This is a genomic window from Pseudomonas azadiae, assembly GCF_019145355.1.
GTDB classification, from domain to species: Bacteria; Pseudomonadota; Gammaproteobacteria; order Pseudomonadales; family Pseudomonadaceae; genus Aquipseudomonas; species Aquipseudomonas azadiae.
In genome coordinates this window covers 1,630,012-1,645,224 of the sequence record NZ_JAHSTY010000002.1, presented here as the reverse complement: position 1 = coordinate 1,645,224, position 15,213 = coordinate 1,630,012, and the positions used below count along the sequence as shown (strand labels likewise).

The window sequence follows — 15,213 nt, the reverse complement described above, 5'->3', positions numbered from 1 at the left end:
TTCAATCGTGCAGGTCGTTTTTGCATTTATGCAGAGGTGCCGGCCTCCGTGAAATGGCTCGCCAACGCTTCGGCGCAGAGCAGGATGGCGCGTCTGGCCTGTGGGTTCGCGCCAGGGTAGTTGATAAAACCGTGGCACATACCGGCGTACGCCTTGTGGCACACCGGCACACCGGCTTTTTTCAGGCGGCGCGCGAAGGCACGTCCTTCATCGCGCAGCAGGTCACAGCCGGCGGTGATGATCAGCGCAGTAGGCAAACCGTCAAGGCGATCGGCCCGTGCAGGCGACAGCCAGGGGTGACTCCGGGGAATGCCTGGTGGCAGGTAATGGCTCACATACCCCTCCAGCTTTTCAGCCGTCAGGCCGAAGCCCTCGGCGAACTGCTCTCGGGAGCGATTGCGCGCCAGGCAATCCAGCAACGGGTACAGCAGCAACTGAAACTTAATGTCGGGTCCTCCCAGATCCCTGGCAATCTGGCAAATCACGGCAGCCAAGCCCCCCCCCGAACCGCCCCCTGCGACGGCCATGCGTGAGGGGGCCAGCCCCAGGTCGGCGCCTTCGCGTGCAATCCATTCGGTAGCGGCGTAACAGTCTTCCACTGCCCGGGGAAAGCGATGCTCGGGCGGGCGGGCATAGTGCACCGCCACCACCGCGCAGCCGGCCCACTCGCACATGACTCGGCAGAAGCTGTCGTGGGTGTCCAGGTCGCCCGCGACCCAGCCGCCCCCGTGGAAGAACATCAGCACCGGCGCCGGATCCGGATGCGCCGGCCGATACAGCCTCACCGGCACCGGCCGGCCCTGAGTGGTCAGAGTGATATCGCTTACCCGCATGACCACTGCATCGCGTACCGCCTGGCGCTCATGGGCCACGTTCATGATTGGCCAACCACGGCCTGGGTCTCGATTTCAATCAGGAATTGAGGTGCTATCAGCGCCTTTACGCAGAGCAACATCGTCGTGGGTTCGCAGTTGTTGAAAAACTTCTTGTGGGCCTTGAGGATTTCGCGCCACAGCTCCATGTCGGTGGTGTACATGCGCGTGGCAACCACGCGGGTACGATCGATGCCCAGTTGTTTGAGCGCCGCTTCGATGATCTCCAGGCATCGCCAGGTCTGACCATAGACATCGCCCTCGGCGAATGGCTTGCCTCGCTCATCGAACGCGACGGTGCCGCTGGTCATGATGAGGTTGCCGGCGCGCAGCGCACGGCAGTAGCCACCTTTCTTTTCCCAGGGCGCCGCGGAAAAACAACGGGTAATAGCATCGGCGGCGGGAGCCAAATCCACTTGAATCCGACTCAAGCCACGAAACTGCACGCTGTTGTCACGCCACTGCGGCGGCTGCCCTTTAATAAGATGCATGTGCGGAAAACGCCGCAGCAAGGCGCTAAACAGAATGTTGGCCTCCAGTTTAAACAGCAGCCGCCCCATGCAGAAATGCGGGCCGCGCCCAAAAGCCAAGTGGTCCTGCTTCTTGCGATTCAAGATGAACTGATCAGGGCGGGAAAAGTGTGCGGGATCGCGGTTGGCTGCCGCCCGCACCAGAAACACCAAATCGCCTTGGCGCATCGTTTTACCGTGCAGTGCCACGTCCTCAGTCAGCACTCGATGACTGAGCTGGCCGGCCGGGCAAATGCGCAATGCCTCTTCGATAGCCGCGTCCAGCAGCGCATCAGGATGCTCTCTGACTGCCGTCCACCTTCCAGGCTTGTTCAGCAGGTAGAACAAGATGATGCCCAATTGGTCGGCACTGGTGGTGGTGGCCGCAACCAGGACGAATGCCAGTTGGGCCAGGCCGTCTTCCTCGCTCATGCCCGACGCTTCGGCGGCGGCAATGACATGACTGACCAGGTCGTTTCCGGGTGCAAGTCGGCGTTGATCAATGAGCCGCGAAAAATAGGCGTACATCTCTTCGATGGCCTGCAACGCCTCTTTGGGGCCGTAAGCCGGGTCGGTGCTGCCCACCATGCACACGATAATGGCGTCGGTCCAACCCCTGATTTTCAAAGCATCACGCGCTGGAATCCTGAATAAATGCGCCAGAATCAATGCGGGGATCTTGTTGAACAGCTCAACCATCATTTCCGGACGAGGGCTCAACTGCTTCAGCTGGTTGTCGACAATCTTGCGAATCGCACCGCCAAGCGCCTCGATAGAACTCGGGCTGAAGGTTTTGCCCAGGACTTTACGCCCTGCCTCATGCTCCTTGCCGTCCTTCGAATACATCCAGCGGGACGCTTTCTTGACAAAAGGTTCCAGCACCGCGCGTTTTGCCTTGGATAACTGTGCGTCCGCCAGTTGGCGCATGCGATTGGATGAGTAACGTTTAGCATCCACCTGCGCGGCGCTGACGTCAGCGAACCGGGTGAGCAGCCAAGCCTTGTGGTGCTCGCACCAGTGCACCGGGTCGTGCGTGCGCAACCAGGCGAAGGCCGGGTAGGGATCGCGAATGATTTTCGGATCGGAAAAATCAGGTGGGGTCTGGAGTGCCATTTCATTGCTCCTCATACAGTGAGCGCGTGAATTGACGGATGTAGTCAGGCTTATCGATCATCGCGCTGACCAGCGCACGTGGCGGCCTGAGCAGGCCGGCCAGGCGCACAACCTGTTTTTGGCTGGCATGCTGGCTGAGGCTATCGGCACCGGCATCCAGCCAGGCATGCAACGGTGGGCGCAACACCTGGATCAGGTCGCCAAGCGTTTCGCTATCCAGCCGCCGCTGGCCTTCGACTTCCTGGATGATCAGGTCCAGCGCCCGCGCGTAGGCCATGCCCACGGCTTGTTGATGGGTATACCCGTCGGCCTCGGCGCATTGCGAGACAATCTTCGCTTCTACCCACTGGCCAAGATTGGTCGGCGTGCTACCGACAAAGCGTGGCCGCGCCAACGCATCCTTGATGATCTGGTAGGCCATCACTGAGCTGTCACCGGCAAAGGTATTGGCGACTTCGCAGTCCATGCGCTGCGTGACGATCTGGTTGTAGTGGTGAAAACCTTGGGAGCCGCACAGCTCGCGGGACAGGCCGATCACCTCGATCCCCAGCCAGGCGCCGACTGACTTGTTCTGTGCCGCCAATAGGTGCAGCTCCTTACGTCGTTGGGGCTGCGCCCAATGCGCCTCGAAGCGCTTGCGTACCGCTTGCTCCAGGTACTTGAGCGCCAAGGCTTTGAGCTGTATGGCGTAGAGGCGCTGGCGGAACAGCGGTTGACGCAAGAGTGGCTCGCGGCCACCTGCCCCGTGGATCAGCCGATGCCGGGCAAACCGATAGCCCAGATGCGCCGCCAGGCCCGCGCTGTGGCGAATGCCCGCCATGAACAACAGCCGCTCCTGAAGGAAGGTCTTCAACGAATGGATGAAGCGATCACCCAATGGCAGGTCACTGACAAAGACACCTTTGGGGGTAAAGTGTGCGTGCCGTTGCAGCAGGGCATCGACCGGGAGTTCCATCTGGTCGAAGCGGATCGCGGCGACCTGATTGGCGTGAATACCGCCCTTGGGATCGCAGGCCATCACCCGGACACCCTCTTGCAGGCGGCCGTTTTCCCGTTTACGAATCTTCACGCGAAACCAGTGATGCCCCTGGTCCTCGCCATCCACCATCAGGCGTGCAATCACCATCACCACCTGCGCCGCACGCAACGCATTGCCGATCCAGCATTTGCAGGCTTCGGGGGAGGGGGAATGGAGCACCAGGCAGTGCCGCTTACGATCGTACGTCACTTGGGTTTGCACATTGCGCACGTCGGTGCCCACGCCCACTTCCGTACAGCCGAAGGCATAGACCTTGCGCAGGCGCAGGGCCTCTTCGCGATAGCGCGCCACTTGGCGGGGGCTGGCGTGGTTGAACAGCGCATCGACGGCGATCATATGGTCGACGATCGAGGAGTGCAGCGCGTAATCGAATGCCCCCAGCCAACCCATGATTTCGCAGAGCTTGGCGAACGCCCGTTGCCGCGACTGCCCCAGCCACAGCTCATTATTGATGGCGCCGCTATCAAAAATCGCATGCATGCGCTGGATGGTCAGGTCCATATAGGCCTGAAGGTCGAGCTGATGTCGTTGTCTTGGCTCAAACAGCGATGAACTGAACAGCGCTTTTAAAGTGGCGTCCATGGCCGGGCTCTCCCGTTTCCAACATTGACTGTCGAAACACTTGAGCGGGAGCGCCGGCAAGGCGAGGCGTGAGGAGGTAACGGAAATGACCGATACACGACGACGCTCGATGGACATTGATCCATAGCCAGACATTCCTTTGTCTTCGCTACTGGAACAACGCGGATCCAGACGTCAGGGTGAACAGCAGACAACCACAAGTGGTGTATTGACTCTAGCCCGCGCATGACCCATTGCAAGGTGCGGCATTCGCCGTCCGTCGCACCTGTCATACCACCCGACTGGCCAGCACTTCCCCGATGCTGCGGCGCCTGGCGTGCGTTTCAGCGGCGTGGATCAGTTGTTCAAGCTCGCTGGGCTCGACGTCGTAGAACTGCTCCATTTCGGCCAGCGCCAGCTTCAGATCGGCGGCGGTGATGGCGGGGTCGCTGCCGGCGTTGGGGTTGACCAGGAGTGCGGGGGCTGGTTCGGCAGCGCCTTTGGGATAGCGCGTGCGGGTGGCGTTGTTGTAAGCCAGCGCGCAGGCCAGCAAGCCACCGGCGCCCAGCAGCACGGCGCCCAGTTCGTACCAGCCGAGGGCGGCGGAGGCGGGGTCGGCCAATACCAGGGTCATGGCCAGGCCACCGGCCGGCGGGTGCAGGCAGCGCAGCCAGCACATCACCACCACCGTCATGCCCGCCGCCAGGCAAGCGCCGCCCAGGGATGGGCCGAGCACGCGGGTAACCAGCAAGGCCACCACACCCGCGCACAGGTAGCTGCCGATGATCGACCAAGGCTGCGCCAACGCACCGGATGAGACGGCGAACAACAACACGGCCGACGCGCCGAGCGGGCCGAGCAGGTGCAGCGCGACGTCCATGCCAAACACTTTGGAGCACAGCCAGACACTGAACAGGGTGCCCAGGGCCATACCGATGGCGGCACGGCTCCATTCGGCGGGGCGGGTGTTGATAGCAGCGGGGAACCAGCGAGCGAGCATTGAAAGAGGATCCATAAACAGCGGGCAAAAAAAAGGCTTGTCTGGTTGCCCGGAAAAGCCCTTTGAAAGTTCCAGCATTTGGGGGAAGGAACCCGCGCAGTGTGCCGCCCTCGCACAGAGCGCGCCAATGCATATTAATGAGGGTCAAGTGCAAAAATAGTGAGTTGTAACGGCCTCCGTCGGACAATGACGACAGACTTTACCGAGCACGCGGTTTCGGGTGTCTTCATCCAGAAAGCGTCTTTGAAGGTTTTCCTGGAGCCCCGGTTCATTGGCCAGCGGGCCCTTCAAGGCCACCAGGGCATCGCGCAACCCTCTCAGGCGCTCCAGCGGCGGTAACGGCACGTAACCGACACCCACTTCGGCGCGGGCCAGTGAGGCGTTGTCTAACGAAACATCATCTGGCACGGCGTCATCCTCTCGTCCTTGTTGCCACCCATGGCCGGTGGCGGTCAATAAATACCGCACCGAGGCGAGTTTACCGCCGGGTTTTGCGTGCAGGAAAGGCAAAAGGCACCAGTCATTACGTAAAGCTGCGTAGGAGTTTTCTGCGCCGCGAGCGCGGTGCAAACATTAAGGTTGCGCAGTCTTGTCCAGGTGCAGCAGCACGTAAGGGTTGCGGTCGAACTCACCGGACAACGTCGGGGTGATGGCGCGAAAGCGCGGGTCTGCCAAACCTTCATAGTCCGCTTCGCTCATCACCAGCCAGGCGGGCCCCTGGATGGGTTTGAGGTCCGTAGCCTTTTGAGTAAACAACGGCACCTGGTCGCAGTCGAGGTTGACCATGTACTTGATGGCCTTGGCGTCTTTGCCCAAACCGTGCAACACCACCGGCGCCCGCTGCTGCATCACCTGTTCATGTACCTGGAGGGTGAAGGTGCGGGTGTCATAGACGCTGCGCAGCAGCGGCTCGACCACCAGGATATAGCTGCCCCACACGGCCAATACCGCTGCAAACGCGGGGCCGACCGGGCGCAGACGCGGTTTGAGCAGCATTAACAGGGCCAAGGCCTGCAGCGCCCCAAGCGCGCCGAACACCCAGCCCAGATCGTTCAATTGCTCCGGGTAGCGCTTACGTGCGATTAACAGGCTGGCGATCAATAGCGTCGGCACCAACGTCCAGAGCCCCAGCATCAGCCCACGCAACCCGGCGAACAGCCGCCCGTGCGCGACGTGGAACGGATACGCCGCAATAATCGCCGCCATGGGCAACATCGGCAGCACATAACGCGCCTTTTTCGCCTGGGGGATGGAAAGGCCGAGCATGACCAGCAGCCCCGCCGCCGCGCAGTACCCCACCAGCCGCAACGCCGGCCCCGGCGCTCGTCGCCCGCTGATCAGCATGGCCAACAACACCAGCAGGGCCATCGGATACGCCATGGCGGCGTTGCCCAGGGAGCTGGTGAAGTAATACAGCACGCCACTGGAGCCTTCGCTGCCATCCATGCGCCCCAGAAACTGCATGCGGATCACGTCCTGCATGAAGCTTTCGCCGCCGCTGAGCTTGGCCATCAGCAACAGCAGGCCAACACAGGCCACCAGCAAGGCCAGCGCCAACAAGCCAAAACTGATGAGCTGGCGCCATTGGCGGTTGAGCAGGTAGTAACTGCACAGCATGCCCGTTGGAATGACCAGGCCAATCGGCCCTCGCACCGCAAAGCCGAGGATCAGCAGCAGGTACAGCCAATGCAGGCGCTTAGCCGCAGCGAAGTGGTCATGGGCATACCCCAAATAGAACACCGCCAAGGCAATCGCCGCCAGCATCTGGTCGAGGGACACTGCGCGGGTTTCGCTGATAAACGTGCTGCTCAGCAGCAGTATCGCAATGCTCAACAGGCCCCAGCGCTGGGAGTAGGGCGCCGTCAGGCGATAGATCAGGATGACGATCGACGCCGAGGCAATCGCCGTGGGTAACCAGGCGGTGAGGCTGGTGACTTGACCGGTGGGTAACGACAGCAGCCAGGTCAGCAGCGTCGACGTGGCCAGGTAGTCCGCATAGGGCTGCCCGTACGTGGTGGGAAAGAAGCCTGGCCCGTGGCGCAACATTTCCTGGGCGAACACCACGAAGCGTGAGTCGAAGCCAATGATCGCCTGGTGCCAGCTGCCGGCGATAAACAGCAACAGCCCCAGCAAGCCCAAGCCGAGGGATTGGCGGCGGATCGTCGGGCTCAGCAGGGGCGGTCGATCTTTGTTCACGTATCAGGCTTCCACAACCTGCGGCAACTGCGCCAGCCATTGCTGCTGGGGAATCGGCAACTGGCAGGAATCGCCACGGCCGATCGGGTAATACTGGAAGCCCTTGCGCGCCAGGCGTTCGCCGTCGTAGAGGTTACGTCCGTCGAAGATCACCGGGGTTTTCAGGCGCTGGTGGATCAGGTCGAAGTCCGGCGCCTTGAACTGTTGCCATTCAGTGCAGACGATCAGCGCATCGGCACCGGTCAAGGTCGATTCCGGCGTACCCATCAGCATCAGGCGCGTTTCGTCCGCGTAGAGGCGCTGGGTTTCCTGCATGGCTTCCGGGTCGAAGGCGCGGACATTGGCGCCAGCGGCCCACAACGCTTCCATCAGCACGCGGCTGGGTGCATCGCGCATGTCGTCGGTGTTGGGCTTGAACGCCAGGCCCCACAGGGCAAAGGTCTTGCCGCGCAGGTTGCCCTGAAAGAACGCATTGATGCGTTCGAACAGCTTGCTCTTCTGGCGCTGGTTGATGGCTTCCACCGCCTCGAGCAAATCGCTGGAGCAGTTGGCCTGTTTGGCGCTGTGGATCAGCGCGCGCATGTCCTTGGGGAAGCATGAGCCGCCGTAGCCGCAGCCGGGGTAGATGAAGTGGTAACCGATGCGCGAGTCGGCGCCGATGCCAAGGCGCACGGCTTCGATGTCGGCGCCCAGGTGTTCGGCCAATTCGGCGATCTGGTTGATAAAGCTGATCTTGGTGGCCAGCATGCAGTTGGCGGCGTATTTGGTCAGCTCGGCGCTGCGCAGGTCCATGAAGATGATGCGGTCATGGTTGCGGTTGAACGGGGCGTACAGGTCGCGCATCACCTCGCGCACTGCTTCGCGCTCACAACCGATGATGATGCGGTCCGGGCGGCGGCAGTCGGCAACGGCCGAGCCTTCCTTGAGAAACTCCGGGTTGGAGACGATATCGAACTCCAGGTGCCGGCCGGCCAGGTGCAGGGCCTTTTCGATGTGCGCGCGCAGGGTGTCGCCGGTGCCGACGGGCACGGTGGATTTCTCCACCAGGATCACCGGATCCCTGCGGTGCCGGGCCACTGCATCGCCTACCGACAGCACGTACTTCAGGTCCGCCGAGCCATCTTCGTCCGAAGGCGTACCCACGGCGATAAACAGTACCTCGCCGTGCTCGACGGCCAGCTTTTCGTCAAAGGTGAAGTGCAGACGCCCGCTCTCCAGGTTCTCCTTCACCATCGCCGCCAGCCCCGGCTCGAAGATGCTCACATGGCCCTGCTGCAGCAGCTTGACCTTGTTCTGGTCGACGTCCATGCAAATGACGTCGTGACCCACCTCGGCCAATACAGTGGCCTGCACCAGGCCGACGTAACCACTACCAAATACACTGATTTTCATGGGGCATTCCTGGGACTTGTAGCGCTAGCACGACGAGAGTTGATAACCAACACACCGAAGATGACAAGCGCCACCCCCAGGGTCTTTGAAACGGAAAATTCTTCGTTGAACACCGGCAGGCTGGCCGCCAGCAGGTACACCAGCGCATAGCTGACGCTCAGCAGCGAATAGGCGCGGCCCAGAGGCAAATGCTTGAGCGCGCCGAGCCAGCAGAGCATCGACAGGGCGTAGGCGAAAATGGCCAGCAGCACCACGCCAAGGGCGCCGGGATCGATACCGCCGTTATTGAACGCGCTCAGCCATGCGTTGGGCAGCGGCAGGCGCGTCATGCTCCAGCGCATACCCAGTTGGGCCGCACTGACCAGGCCGACGCTGCCCAGCGCCAGGGCAAAACCTCGGACCCGGCTCATACCTGGCGCCCCAACAGCACGACACCGGCAATCACCAGGGCCACGCCGAGCCAGTGGCGGCCATCAATGGGCTCATCAAACACAAAGCGCGCTACCAGGGTGACCAGCACAAAATTCAGGCTGAGCATGGGGTAGGCAATGCCCACTTCCAGGCGCTGCAACACCAGCAACCACACCAGCAGGCCCAGGCCCAGGCACGCAAGCGCCGACCACAACCAGGGCGAGCGCAGTTTCAGCGCCCAGCCATCCGGCAGGTCGCGCCAGCTGTCCACGGCGAATTTCTGCGACACCTGGCCCATGCAGGTCAGCAGGCAGGCGGCCAATAGCAGCAGCAGCGTGATCAAGGCGTCACCTGCGCAAAGATCAGGATCACGATGTTGCCTTGTTCATAGCGCGTGCCGTCGTTGGGCAGCAAGGCGACTTCGGCCCGTTCATCCTCACCTTTGACCCGCATTACCACACCGACCGAGCCCTTCTTGCGCGCCTCGTTCATCCATTGCTGGATTTGGGTGGTGTCCACCTGGTGATGGCCGGCATCCGGGTAGGCGAGGCCGTATTTGACTTCGCCGACGGTGTTGTAGAGCGTCACGTCCGGGCGCGCCAGGCGCCATGCCAGCGCCGACGCCGCGCCCAGGTCATTGCTCAGCAGAGCGCTGGCCGGTTGCAATTGCTGCAGGTGGTCGATGATGAATTGATCCGGAGTCTTGTTGTACACCACCGAATGCGGCAATGCGGCCGGCAGCAACGCCACCATCAGCCAACTGCCGATCACCGGCGCCGCCCACAGCCGCAAAGGCTGCGCCGCTTGCAGCAGGTTGACGAGGATCCAGCCGGACAGCGCGGTGAACACCAGCACCAGGCTGAGGGTTTCCTGGCCGGGTGCGTAGACCGGCTTTTTCAATTGGAACCAGGTCAGGGCCAGTAGCACCACAACGCCCATGATCAGGTTCAGCCAGCCGTTGATGCGCAAGGCCCGGTAACGACCCTCGGCCAATTTGTCAGCCAGGGTATGGCCCATCAGCAAGGCCAGCGGCAGCAGGCACGGCAGGATGTAGGCCGGCAGCTTGCCCTTGGCCAGGCTGAAGAACGCCAACGGCATTAACAGCCACAACAGCACGAAGCCGATGTTCGCGCTGCGCTTGTCCTGCCAGGCCTGACGCAGGGTTGACGGTAACAATGCGATCCACGGCAGGCTGAACGCCAGCAGCAGCGGCAGGTAATACCAGAACGGCTCGGCGTGCTGCGCATCTTCGCCGGCAAAGCGCTGGATGTGCTCATGCCAGAAGAAGAAGTGCCAGTAATCGGGTTCCTGCAGGTGAACGGCCAGTGCCCATGGCAGGCTGACGACAATCGCTACCACCACGGCGACCAGGCCATAGCCCAGCAGCTCACGCAACCGCTTCTGCCAGAGCGCGTAGGGCAGGGCGATCAATACCGGCAGCAACCAGGCCAGGAAGCCTTTGGTCATGAAGCCCATGCCGCAGGCCAGGCCGAGCAATGCCCAGGACCCTAGCCGAGCGCTGCGTGTGGTGCTGTCGAAGCAAAACCACAAGGCCACGCCGGTCAGGTTCACCCAAAAAGTGAACTGCGGGTCGAGGTTGGCATAGCCGCCCAAGGCCGCGACGCTGACAAAACTCATGTACAGCACGCTGCTGACCAGGCTCTTTTGCGGGTCGTTCCACAACCGGCGCGACACCCAATACACCAGGAGGATGCTCAAGCCGGTGCTCAAGGCCGATGCAAAGCGCACGCCGAACAGGTTCTGCCCGAAAATCGCCTGGCCCAGCGCGATCATCCAGTAGCCTGCAGCAGGCTTCTCGAAGTAGCGGATGCCCATGAAGTGCGGCGCGGCCCACTTGCCGGTCAGCAGCATTTCCTGGCTGATCTGCGCGTAGCGGGTTTCATCCGGAATCCACAGGCCATGGGTGGCCAGCGGCAGCAGGTAAAACACGCCAAAGGCCAGCAGGAGCAAAGGCAGGGCCCAGCGGCGGATCATACCTGTTGCACTCCCAACCAGCCTTCGCGGCCGCTCAAGGCGCCGCGTACCAGCTGTTGCCGGGGCAGGGTGGCGAGGTCCGCCGGCAACAAGTCGCCCAGCGGTTGGAAGTCAATGCCGCGCTGCCCGGCCTGGGCGAGCAATTGGCGAAAATCGTGGGCCATCAGAATCCCTTCTACCTCTGCATGGATCGTGTAGACGTTGAGCTTCGACGCGGCAAACCGGTCGAGGATGAAGCCGTTGAAGTCTTTGGCAGCCACCACCGGCCCGACGACTTCGTCGAAGGTCGGCAGGTCTACCGGAATTTGTGGGGTGCCCGCGCTGCCATCGGCCAGGGTTGGACGAAACAGGCTGGTGCCCCGGCAATCGCTGTTGTAGCGAAAATTGAAAACTTGCTTGGCTTGCACCACGCGCTCGTCCGCACGCCAACCGGCGGCGGCTGAACAGTCGACGCGCTCACCGAGGATGTCGCTCAGGCTGTCGACACCCCGGCGGATTTGCTCGACCAGTTGGGCCTCGCTCCAGCGCCCGGTGTTGGCCTGCCAGCCGTGGTGATCCCAGGCGTGCAGGCCGACTTCGTGCCCGGCGGCCTTGGCCTGGCGCATCAAGTGCCCCAGGTCGCGGCCGATCGGCTTGCCCGGCCAGGCGGTGCCGGCCAGCAAGATATCCCAGCCGTACAGGCCGGCGGCATTGGAGCGCAGCATCTTCCACAGAAACTGCGGGCGGATCAGGCGCCACAGGTGGCGGCCCATGTTGTCCGGCCCGACACTGAAGAAGAACGTCGCCTTGACCCCTGCCTCGTCCAGGGACTCAAGCAGCCGCGGCACACCTTCACGGGTGCCACGGTAGGTGTCGACGTCGATGCGCAGGCCTGCCCGCATTATTTGGCTTCTTCGGTAGACTGGGCGATTTCAAGCATGGCCTCGCGCAGGAAGAAATCCAGCGTATTGCCGATGGTTTCGCTCATTTCCACGGTCGGCGTCCAGTTCAGCAGGCGCTTGGCGTTTTCGATGCTCGGCTTGCGGTGCGCCACGTCCTGATAACCGGCGCCGTAGAACGCCTTGCTTTCCACGTCGCGGAAACCGGCGAACGGTGGGAAGTTGCCGCGCAGCGGGTGGGCTTCGAACTGACGCAACAGCTCTTCGCCCAGTTGGCGGATGCTGGCTTCGTTCTCCGGGTTGCCGATATTGATGATCTGGCCGTTGCACACGTCATTGTCGTTATCAATGATGCGCGCCAGGGCTTCGATGCCGTCGGCGATGTCGGTGAAACAACGCTTCTGCTCGCCACCGTCGAACAGGCGGATCGGCGTGCCTTCCACCAGGTTGAGGATCAGTTGGGTGATGGCGCGCGAGCTGCCGATACGCGCCGAATCCAGGCGGTCCAGGCGCGGGCCCATCCAGTTGAACGGACGGAACAGCGTGAAGTTCAGGCCCTTGGCGCCGTAGGCCCAGATCACACGGTCCAGCAGTTGCTTGGAGACCGAGTAGATCCAGCGCTGCTTGTTGACCGGGCCCACCACCAGGTTGGAGGTGTCTTCGTCGAAGTACTGGTCCTGGCACATGCCATAGACTTCGGAGGTCGACGGGAAAATCACGCGCTTGTTGTACTTGACGCAATAGCGCACCAGCTTGAGGTTCTCTTCGAAGTCCAGCTCGAACACGCGCAGCGGGTTGCGGGTGTATTCGATCGGCGTGGCGATGGCCACCAACGGCAGGACCACGTCGCACTTCTTGATGTGGTATTCGATCCACTCGGTGTGGATGCTGATATCGCCTTCCACATAATGAAAGTTCGGGTGGCTGCGCAGGCGCTCAATGGCATCGGAGCCGATGTCCAGGCCATAGACTTCGTAGCGGTCGTCACGCAGCAGGCGCTCGGACAGGTGGTTGCCGATAAAACCGTTCACGCCGAGGATCAGCACGCGGGTACGGCGCGGCTTGCGGCCGGACTCGGCACCGCGCAGCACGGAACCGTCGACCAGGCCCAGTTCACTGGCCAGCGACGGGCCGGCCAGGTACAGGCCATTGTCGTTGCGCTGGCCGAAGGTGATCACCAGCGAGTCTTCACCGCAGGCAATGCGCAGCGGATTGACGCTGATCACACGCCCAGGCGCCAGACCTTCGTTGCCCTTGACCACCTCGGCTTGCCACACGATCAACTTGTGCTCGCCCACGGCGCAGAAGGCGCCTGGGTACGGTTGGGTCACGGCGCGAACCAGGTTGAACAGCGCTTGCGCCGGTTTTTTCCATTCCAGCTTGCCGTCGGCGGCGGTGCGGCGGCCAAAGCAGGTGGCCTGGCTTTCGTCCTGGGCGGTTTCGGTCAGCTTGCCCGCGGCCAGTTGCGGCAGGGCATCGCGCAGCAGGCTGCTGGCGGCGTCACGCAGCTTGGCGTGCAAGGTCAGGCCGGTGTCGTTGCGCTCGATGATGACTTTCTGCTGGGCCAGGATCGCGCCGGCATCGGCACGCTTGACCATCCGGTGCAGGGTCACGCCGGTTTCGGTTTCGCCGTTGACCAGCACCCAGTTGGCCGGCGCGCGGCCACGGTATTTGGGCAGCAGCGAGCCGTGCAGGTTGAATGCGCCCTGGCGCGCGGTGGCCAGCAAGGGCTCGCTCAGCAGGTTGCGGTAGTAGAACGAGAAGAGGTAGTCCGGGCTGAGCTTGGCGATGCGCTCGACCCACAGCGGATGGTTGGCGTCTTCCGGGGCGTGCACCGGGATACCGTTGCGCGCGCACAGCTGGGCGACGGAGGCGTAGAAGTTGTTTTCCTTGGGGTCATCGGCATGGGTGAACACGGCAGCAATGTCGTAACCCGTAGCGAGCAGCGCTTCAATCCCGGCACAGCCAATATCGTGGTACGCGAAGACAACAGCTTTTGAACTCATGATTGGACCTGATCCGCAGAAGTAGAAGTATGGGAGGACACCAGGCCGTCGACGACGACCACCGGAGCCGGTGCTGCCGGCGTATTACGCAGCACTTTTTCAATAAAGAAGCGCGGGCGGGCGCGCACGTCGCTGTACATGCGGCCCAGATATTCGCCCAGCAGGCCCATGCCGATGAATTGGCCGCCGGTGAACACGAACAGCACCGCAAACAGCACGAACAAGCCATCGCCGGCCCAGTCGGCGCCGAAGGCCAGGCGCATGACGATCAGCGCAAAGGCAAACAGCATGCCCAGCGCCGCCAGGCTGAAACCGACGATGGACAGCAGGCGCAACGGGGTGGTGGTCATGCAGGTCAGCAGGTCGAACATCAGGCTGATCAAGCGCATGGCGCTGTATTTGGATTCGCCGTGTTCGCGCTCGGCGTGGTGCACCAGGATCTCGGTGGTGTGACGGGCAAAGCCGTTGGCCAGGATCGGGATGAAGGTGCTGCGTTCGCGGCAGGCGAGCATGGCGTCGACGATGGTGCGGCGGTACGCGCGCAGCATGCAGCCGTAATCCGTCATGGCCACGCCGGTGGAGCGCTGCACCGCCAGGTTGATCAGGCGCGAAGGCCAGCGGCGAAAGGCCGAGTCCTGGCGATTGTTGCGTACCGTGGCGACCACGTCGTAACCCAGGGCGGCTTGCTCCACCAGGCGCGGGATTTCTTCCGGCGGGTTCTGCAGGTCCGCGTCGAGGGTGATCACCACGTCGCCCCGGCATTGTTCGAAACCGGCCATGATTGCCGCATGCTGGCCGTAGTTACGGTTGAGGATCACCGCCACCACGTTGCTGCCATCTTCTGAAGCTGCGTCTTCCAGCAATTGCGCCGAATTGTCGCGGCTACCGTCATCCACCAGGATGATTTCGTATTCGTAGGCCAGTTGCTTGCAGGCTGCGGTTGTGCGCAGCAGCAATTGCGGCAGGCTCTCTTCTTCGTTGTAGACCGGGATAACGATCGACACGCAATGAATAGGGTAGGGTTTCAAAGATTCATGACCTCAGGGTTTGAGCAACTTGGAGCGTGGAAACAGCAGCAATCATTGGGCGAAAGTCCAGGTCGCAGCGTCAGGAACGGCGCCAAAGGTGAAGTGTAATCAATAGGTTAGACGCTGTAGCGCAGTGAACGATGAAGTGCTGTGTTCAAGATTAAGCGTAAAAATGTGGAACAGATATGAAAGACAGATGAAAAACTCGTTTAT

At 62.0% G+C, this 15,213-nt stretch carries 13 protein-coding genes; all 13 read right to left on the bottom strand.

All coding sequences use genetic code 11. The annotated features are described in order from the left end of the window. Positions 1-26: 26 nt before the first annotated feature. Entirely contained in the window at positions 27-878 is an 852-nt protein-coding gene (locus KVG91_RS23810) for an alpha/beta hydrolase (RefSeq protein WP_169375382.1), read from the bottom strand. Then, entirely contained in the window at positions 875-2,494 is a 1,620-nt protein-coding gene (locus tag KVG91_RS23805) for a cytochrome P450 (protein ID WP_169375381.1), read from the bottom strand. The genes KVG91_RS23810 and KVG91_RS23805 overlap by 4 nt, the downstream gene beginning before the upstream one ends. Position 2,495: 1 nt before the next feature. Next, on the bottom strand, positions 2,496-4,115 hold the full coding sequence (locus KVG91_RS23800; RefSeq protein ID WP_225927048.1) for an acyl-CoA dehydrogenase family protein: 1,620 nt from the start codon (positions 4,113-4,115) through the stop codon (positions 2,496-2,498). A 268-nt stretch (positions 4,116-4,383) separates the two neighbouring features. Next, a complete protein-coding gene (locus KVG91_RS23795; protein ID WP_169375380.1) occupies positions 4,384-5,094 on the bottom strand; it encodes an HPP family protein in 711 nt (236 codons plus the stop codon). A gap of 144 nt (positions 5,095-5,238) precedes the next feature. Beyond that, on the bottom strand, positions 5,239-5,604 hold the full coding sequence (locus KVG91_RS23790) for a type VI secretion system contractile sheath small subunit (RefSeq protein WP_169375321.1): 366 nt from the start codon (positions 5,602-5,604) through the stop codon (positions 5,239-5,241). 63 nt (positions 5,605-5,667) lie between these two features. Then, entirely contained in the window at positions 5,668-7,290 is a 1,623-nt protein-coding gene (locus tag KVG91_RS23785; RefSeq protein ID WP_169375379.1) for a phospholipid carrier-dependent glycosyltransferase, read from the bottom strand. Between the two features lie 3 nt (positions 7,291-7,293). Further along, entirely contained in the window at positions 7,294-8,682 is a 1,389-nt protein-coding gene (locus tag KVG91_RS23780) for a UDP-glucose dehydrogenase family protein (RefSeq protein WP_169375378.1), read from the bottom strand. Then, positions 8,679-9,092, bottom strand: coding sequence for a 4-amino-4-deoxy-L-arabinose-phosphoundecaprenol flippase subunit ArnF (gene arnF / locus KVG91_RS23775; protein ID WP_169375377.1), 414 nt, complete (start codon positions 9,090-9,092; stop codon positions 8,679-8,681). Before arnF ends, KVG91_RS23780 begins: the two co-directional genes overlap by 4 nt. Beyond that, positions 9,089-9,436, bottom strand: a complete 348-nt coding sequence (gene arnE, locus KVG91_RS23770) for a 4-amino-4-deoxy-L-arabinose-phosphoundecaprenol flippase subunit ArnE (RefSeq protein ID WP_169375376.1) — start codon at positions 9,434-9,436, stop codon at positions 9,089-9,091. Before arnE ends, arnF begins: the two co-directional genes overlap by 4 nt. Next, complete coding sequence (gene arnT, locus KVG91_RS23765) at positions 9,433-11,088, bottom strand: lipid IV(A) 4-amino-4-deoxy-L-arabinosyltransferase (protein WP_169375375.1); 1,656 nt, start codon at positions 11,086-11,088, stop codon at positions 9,433-9,435. The genes arnE and arnT overlap by 4 nt, the downstream gene beginning before the upstream one ends. Then, positions 11,085-11,969, bottom strand: a complete 885-nt coding sequence (gene arnD / locus KVG91_RS23760; protein ID WP_169375374.1) for a 4-deoxy-4-formamido-L-arabinose-phosphoundecaprenol deformylase — start codon at positions 11,967-11,969, stop codon at positions 11,085-11,087. The genes arnT and arnD overlap by 4 nt, the downstream gene beginning before the upstream one ends. Further along, on the bottom strand, positions 11,969-13,972 hold the full coding sequence (gene arnA, locus KVG91_RS23755; protein WP_169375373.1) for a bifunctional UDP-4-amino-4-deoxy-L-arabinose formyltransferase/UDP-glucuronic acid oxidase ArnA: 2,004 nt from the start codon (positions 13,970-13,972) through the stop codon (positions 11,969-11,971). The genes arnD and arnA overlap by 1 nt, the downstream gene beginning before the upstream one ends. Continuing rightward, the gene (arnC, locus tag KVG91_RS23750) at positions 13,969-15,000 is read right to left on the bottom strand and encodes an undecaprenyl-phosphate 4-deoxy-4-formamido-L-arabinose transferase (RefSeq protein WP_169375372.1); all 1,032 of its coding nucleotides are present in this window, start codon (positions 14,998-15,000) and stop codon (positions 13,969-13,971) included. Before arnC ends, arnA begins: the two co-directional genes overlap by 4 nt. Between the last annotated feature and the right edge of the window lie 213 nt (positions 15,001-15,213).